Annotated in this window: 2 protein-coding genes; both read left to right on the forward strand. The window is 65.4% G+C overall.

Annotation, left to right across the window (positions count from 1 at the left end; all coding sequences use genetic code 11):
* Window positions 1–1,332: PD-(D/E)XK nuclease family protein (locus AC0AP0_RS12405; protein ID WP_490430704.1), on the forward strand; the 1,332-nt coding region annotated here is incomplete at its 5' end.
* A 128-nt stretch (window positions 1,333–1,460) separates the two neighbouring features.
* On the forward strand, window positions 1,461–2,191 hold a 731-nt coding region (locus tag AC0AP0_RS12410), incomplete at its 3' end, for a GNAT family N-acetyltransferase (protein WP_490430705.1).

The raw sequence follows: 2,191 nt of genomic DNA on the forward strand, positions 1-2,191 counted from the left end.
GATGACGAGCGGCGGCTGATCTACGTGGCGGCGACCAGGGCCCGGCATGACCTGCTGCTGACCTTCAGCCAGGATTCACAGGCGGAGTCTGCGGCCCTGAACACGCCGGCACCGGACCCGGACAAGGCTTCCAACTTCTGGACCGAACTGGTGGAGCTCTTCCAGGAAGAACCCGATGCGGTCAGGCTGGAGCACGCAGAGGATGCACAGGAGGGCGAGCCAACGCCGCCCTTGGGGCTCTTTGTCGGTGAGAACGCCCAGTCCTACCGCCAGGCTGTCGTCGACCGTGCCTTGGAAGAGGTGGACCAGGTCGCCGCCCGAGACGGCGAGCGGGATCAGGCGCTCTGGCCTCCTGTTCTGAGTGCGCGGACCCGTGAAGCCTTGGATCGCTCGGCCGCCTGGGTGCGCGCCGGGAAACCAGTCAACCACGAGATCACTGAGGAGGGCGATGACGGGCTCTACGCCAATGCTGTCCGCGTCCTGCAGGTCAGCACAGGCCGCCTAGGGGTGGCCGACGACCAGCTGCTCACGGATCTGGATCTGCTGCGGCGCACCGGCCGCCGGATCCTGGGACATGGGGCTAGCAGCGTCACCGCCATCCAGGCCAGCTCGGCAGGGGGCGATCCCAAGATGGAGAGGGATTACTGGCAGGGGCTGGTCAGACCCATACCCCAGGTGGCCTCCCCGCAGGCCGAGGCGGGCACCCGCTTCCATGATTGGGCCAGGCGTTTCATCCTGCCCGAGATTTCCGCCCCTCAAGGACTGGTGGACCTGCCTGATCAGGCGGAAGCACCGAACCTGCTCGATGGTCCGCTGGGCCCCGGGGCCATGGCTGAGCGAGCCCGGATGCTGGCCGGGCTTGACCAGGAGCGGGAGTCCCTGGATCCCAAGGCCGATCCCGTACAGGCCCGTCTGCTGACCTGGGAGCGGCGGCTGGCTAGGTCTGACTGGGCCCAGCGCACTCCTGTCTGGGTGGAACGGCCCATCGTGGCGGTGCTGGCTGGCTCTATCGTCAAGGGCAAGCTGGATGCGGTCTTCGCAGGTGGGCTGGACCCTGAGCGCACGGATATGCGCTACACCATCGTGGACTGGAAGACCGGAGTCCGACCGCATGGAGAGGAGTCGACCAACCGCCGTCTGGTCCAGCTGGACTTCTACCGGCTGCTCCTGTCACGCTTGGAGGGTATCGGCCTGTCGACCATCGACGCCTGCCTTTATTATGTAAGCGAAGACCAGCCCCAGGATCGACTCATCAGGGCCCGTGCCAGGACCGAAGAAGAAATTCTCGCAACCCTGGCCGAGGGCATACCCGAGCAGTCGGACGAGGACTGAGCCTGCGGCAGACCCCGCCAGACAAGGGCGATGGGTGCCGCGCATCAGCAATCATGAACAGCAGGCGATCGGCAGACGGCCAAAGACCGTTGTGGGGCCGGGCGCGCCCGAATGGAGCAATGAGACAGATGACAACGTCCAGTAATCACGACCAGGCCTCACGGCGGAAGGGGAGCGTGGCAATAAGACCCATGGTCTGGGCGGACATGCCCGACCTGGTGGGGACCTTTGATGCCACCTGGAAGGTGCAGGAGGATCCCGAGGGAACTGTGTCCCGGCTGAGCGCCGCGCATTTCATCCTGCATTATCTAGTAGATGCCACCAGGGCTCGGATAGCTGTCGATGGGCAGGACTTTCTAGGGGTAACTTTGCTGGCCGAGGGGCGTGGCGAACTTTGCTTCCCCAAGGCTGAAGAGGAGCTGGAGCGCGTGGACCGGCAACTGTCTGCAACGACCTTGGGTGCCCACACCCTGGACCGGGCCCGTCAGTGGCAGCTGACCGAGGTCAGGCTGGAAAAGCAGTGCGGGCTGGCCGTCCCGCCCCAGGCTGAACTGAGGCTATTCCTGGTCTCCAGCCGTGCCCGGGGACGCGGTGTGGGTGGTGCCCTGTGGCGGGACACTCTGGAGCACCTGGACCAGGCGGGCATCGAGCGCTTCTACCTGCATACGGACTCCTCCTGCGACGTGGGCTTCTACGACCATCAGGGCATGGAGCGGCTGGCCGAGCTCAAGGGGCGGGACCATGCGGCCTTCGCCGGGCGCGATCCCTCGGACGACCCGCAGTTCTTTGAGGGTATTGACGACATCTTCATCTACGGAGGCCGTGTGAGCGACCAGCTGGGCAAGGATGGTGATCATGG

Source organism: Bifidobacterium sp. POST2/T3 (B1) (assembly GCF_058197115.1).